Source organism: Sphingopyxis sp. (assembly GCF_036402335.1).
Taxonomy (GTDB): Bacteria; Pseudomonadota; Alphaproteobacteria; order Sphingomonadales; family Sphingomonadaceae; genus Sphingopyxis.
The window spans coordinates 1-3,963 of record NZ_DASWTD010000137.1; the positions used below are offsets into that span (position 1 = coordinate 1).

5 protein-coding genes and 1 tRNA gene are annotated in these 3,963 nt (G+C 65.2%); 4 read left to right on the forward strand and 2 right to left on the reverse strand.

Annotated elements, in window-relative coordinates; translation table 11 throughout:
• A partial coding sequence (tkt, locus tag VGD20_RS04290) for a transketolase (RefSeq protein ID WP_331133264.1) occupies positions 1-1,807 on the reverse strand: 1,807 nt, incomplete at its 3' end.
• 168 nt (positions 1,808-1,975) lie between these two features.
• On the opposite strand from tkt, the gene VGD20_RS04295 reads away from it, so the two are divergent.
• From VGD20_RS04295 to VGD20_RS04310, 4 genes are all read left to right on the forward strand, one after another.
• Positions 1,976-2,182: a hypothetical protein gene (locus VGD20_RS04295; RefSeq protein WP_331133265.1), complete on the forward strand. Its 207-nt coding sequence runs from the start codon at positions 1,976-1,978 to the stop codon at positions 2,180-2,182.
• On the forward strand, positions 2,175-2,621 hold the full coding sequence (locus VGD20_RS04300) for a cell division protein ZapA (protein ID WP_331133266.1): 447 nt from the start codon (positions 2,175-2,177) through the stop codon (positions 2,619-2,621). The genes VGD20_RS04295 and VGD20_RS04300 overlap by 8 nt, the downstream gene beginning before the upstream one ends.
• Before the next feature lie 234 nt (positions 2,622-2,855).
• A complete protein-coding gene (locus VGD20_RS04305) occupies positions 2,856-3,449 on the forward strand; it encodes a 5-formyltetrahydrofolate cyclo-ligase (protein WP_331133267.1) in 594 nt (197 codons plus the stop codon).
• Positions 3,446-3,676: a DUF2842 domain-containing protein gene (locus tag VGD20_RS04310; RefSeq protein ID WP_331133268.1), complete on the forward strand. Its 231-nt coding sequence runs from the start codon at positions 3,446-3,448 to the stop codon at positions 3,674-3,676. The genes VGD20_RS04305 and VGD20_RS04310 overlap by 4 nt, the downstream gene beginning before the upstream one ends.
• 80 nt (positions 3,677-3,756) lie before the next feature.
• On the opposite strand, the gene VGD20_RS04315 is transcribed toward VGD20_RS04310, so the two are convergent.
• Positions 3,757-3,833 (reverse strand) — tRNA-Asp (locus VGD20_RS04315).
• Positions 3,834-3,963: the final 130 nt, after the last annotated feature.

Below are 3,963 nucleotides of genomic sequence, written 5' to 3' on the forward strand. Positions count from 1 at the left end.
CGCGAAGGCGGTAACCGCCTTTCGCGCAAAGATTTTCGCTGACGTCATGGCGCAAGGGGGGGAGGTTCTGGCGCGTCAGCGCGAGCAACGACGGCCGGCTTTCCTCCGCGAGCGCGAGCGCCCAGCATTCGGCGGTTTCGACCGCGAGCGAAACTTCGGAGCCGGTTGCGACGAGCACGACCTTGCGCGCAGCCGAGGCATCGCGAAGACGGTAACCGCCCTTCAGGCAAAGATTTTCCGTGACGTCATGACGCAGCGGCGGAAGATTCTGGCGAGTCAGCGCGAGCAGCGACGGCCGGTCTTCCTGCGCGAGCGCGATCGCCCAGCATTCGGCGGTCTCGACCGCGTCGGCGGGACGCATAACGAGCAGGTTCGGCATCGCGCGCAGCGACTGGAGATGCTCGATCGGCTGGTGCGTCGGCCCGTCCTCGCCGAGCCCGATGCTGTCGTGCGTCATCACATAGACGACGCGCTGCTGCTGGAGCGCCGACAGGCGAATCGCGGCGCGGCAATAGTCGGCGAACACGAGGAAAGTGCCGCCATAGGGCACGACACCGCCGTGCAGCGCCATGCCGTTCATCGCGGCGGCCATGCCGAACTCGCGGATGCCATAATAGATATAGCGCCCCGAATAATCATTCTTTGTCAGCGTCTTGGTCGACGATGTTTTGGTGTTGTTCGAACCCGTGAGATCGGCGCTGCCGCCGACGAGCGCCGCGATATCGGCGGTCAGTGCGCCAAGCGTATTCTCCGACGCCTTGCGCGTCGCGACCTTCGGCGGCTCGGCAACAAGGCCCTCGAGATAGGCTTTGAAGGCATCGCCGGGCACGATCTTGCCGCTCAGCCGATCTGCAAATTCCGTTTTCCGGTCGCTATTTGCGAGGCGATCATTCCATTCGGCATGAAGAACCTTGCCCTTCTCGCCGAACGCCGCCCACGCCGATGCGATATCGGCGGGAATGACGAACGGTTCGGCGGTCCAGCCGAGTTCCTTGCGCGCCGCGGCGATCTCGTCGGCACCGAGCGGGGCGCCATGCGTCGCCGAGGTTCCCTGCTTGTTAGGTGCACCGAAACCGATGATCGTGCGGCACGCGATCAGCGACGGGCGCGGATCGGCAAGCGCAGCATCGATCGCGCGGCGAATGTCGACAGGATCATGCCCGTCGCAGCTTTCGACGTGCCATCCGGTCGCAGCATAGCGCGCCGGGATGTCTTCGCTCGTCGACAGGTCGGTCGACCCGTCAATCGTGATCTTGTTATCGTCCCACAGCACGGTCAGGCGGCCGAGGCCGAGGTGGCCGGCAAGCCCGATGGCTTCGTGGTTGATGCCTTCCATCAGGCAACCGTCGCCCGCGATCACCCATGTGCGATGATCGACAAGATCGTCGCCATAGAGGGCATTGAGGTGCCGCTCGGCAATCGCCATGCCGACCGAGGTCGCAAGCCCCTGTCCCAGCGGTCCCGTCGTCGTTTCGACGCCCGCGAGCTCGAAATTTTCGGGATGCCCCGCGCACGGGCTGTGAAGCTGGCGGAAATTGCGGATATCGTCGAGCGTCGGGCGCGCGTAGCCGGCGAGATGCAGCGTGGCATAGGCGAGCATCGAGCCATGCCCTGCCGACAGGACGAATCGGTCGCGGTCGGCCCAGTGCGGGTCCGCCGCATCGAACTTCAGATAATCCGAATACAGCACGGTGGCGACGTCGGCCATGCCCATCGGCATCCCCGGATGACCGCTGTTTGCGGCCTGTACGGCATCCATCGCAAGCGCGCGGATTGCATTGGCGAGCTGACGTTCGGGCAGTGTCATTGGTCCCCCGGAAATGGCTGGGCTGGCGCCGGACGCACCGTCCGGACTGGATGCGCACAGCCCTTTGCGGCGGAGGGGGCAGGAGTCAACCGCCCGTGACGGAAAATCCGCGCATTTTGGACCGACAGGGCAATTGCACCCCCTTCCCCACGCTGCTACCCCGTTGGCATGGAACTCGATCTCGACGAATCCAGCCTGGCCATCGGCCGTATCGAACGCGCGCTCAGCCGTATCGAAAAGGCCCTGACCGACCGCGCGAATCGGACCCCTGCGGCGGTCGCAGCGCCCGCTGCCGACCAGTCGACGCTGAAGGCCGAAGTTGCCGCCGTCATTGGCGAACTCGACCTCCTGATTGCGGAGGCCAAGCGTGGCTGATGTCAAGCTGACGATCGCCGGCCGTCCCTATGACGTACATTGCGCCGACGGACAGGAGGCGCAGTTGATCCAGCTCGCGTCGGTCGTCGATGAAAAGGTGCGCACCATGCCGGGCGGGACCGAGGTCCGCCAGTTGCTGTTCGCCGCACTGATGCTCGCCGATGAGACGCAGGAAGCGCGCAGCAAGGTCGAAAAGGCCGAGCCGCAGTCCGATTCGCTGCGTGCCGCGGTGGCGCTCGCCGAAAGCCGCGAGGCGGCGGCGCGCGACGAGCTGCGCGACGCGGTCGCGCGCGAGCAGGCGGTACTCAGGGAACTGGAAACGGTGCGCCAGGCGGCGCCCGCGGCGGCGGCATCCGCAAACCCGTCGCACGACCGCGCCTTGCTGCAAATCGCCGATCGCATCGAGACATTGGCCGCGAAAGTCGAGCAACTCCCTTGAGCAAGCCCGTCCGTGCCCCTACATAAGGGGCGGCGGGTACTGCCCGGCACGAGCTTTTGCGAAAATCCCTGAGGCGATACATCATCCTAGGGGGCTGTCCCTGCCCGGACCCTGGTCCGACGTACATGGTCCCCACCTGACGTTACTGGCGTCAGAGGACTTTCCAGCAAACGACCTCGGCGGTCCCGCCAACCGACCCGTGAATGTCCAGATCCCAAATTTCAGGGGGAGGCGATGACCGACTTGTCCGCCGATCTGGTCCAGCAAAAGCAGCGACTGCGCGAAAAACTGCGCTTTCGGCGAAGGCATTTCGCCGCGAATCTCGACGGGATGGCGCAGCTCGCCGCCTTTCGCGCCCTGCCCGCGCAGCTTTCCGGCCTTCTCGCCGATCATGCCGTCGTCGGCGCCTATGCCGCATGGGGCGATGAACCGGATGTCCTCCCGATGTTTGCAGGCCTCGCCGAAGCGGGCGCGCTCGCGCTGCCCCATCATGCCGGACGGGTCGAAACGATGGACTTCCGGCGCTGGCGCCCGGGCGAATCGCTCGTGAAGGGGCCTTGGAGTACGCAGCAGCCGGGCGATAACGCCTCGCTGGTGGTCCCCGACCTCATTTTCTGTCCGCTCGTCGGATTCGACCGTCAAGGGGGCCGGATCGGCCAGGGCGGCGGGCATTATGACCGCTATTTCGCCGCGCATCCCGGGGCGCTGCGCATCGGTATCGGCTGGTCGGTGCAGGAAATCGACGCTACGCCGCGCGAATCGACCGATATCGCGCTCGACGCGATCCTCACCGAGCAAGAATTCATCCTTTGCGGAGACCGCCTGTGAACCCCGATCCAGCCAACCCCCAGCCGAGCTGGCGCAAGCCCGCGGGCATGTTCCTGATCCTCGCACTGATCGCCGGATGGACGGCGATCGTCGTCAGCCTCTCGTCGTGGGTCGGTACCTGGCCGGTACTGGTGCAGGCGGTCTTTTATCTGGTGGCGGGGATCGTCTGGATCGCGCCGCTCAAGCCGCTGTTGCGCTGGATGGAACTGGGACGGTGGCGCGGCTGAAAAGCCGCGCCGATCCACAAGATTTCGGTGATGAAATCGTCCCAAGACGCGGTGGCCATTCCATCCGGAAAAGGAAGGAATGGCGCGAGTGACGGGGCTCGAACCCGCGACCTCCGGCGTGACAGGCCGGCACTCTAAGCAACTGAGCTACACCCGCGTGTGCTTGGGAGCCGCGCCAATATGGCCCCTGCCCCGACCTGTCAACCGTCGCTTTCATCCTGTGTGCGATTTAATCGATCGCGCACCTCGTCGGTGGTCGTCAGCGTGCCATGTTCGAAAAGGAAACC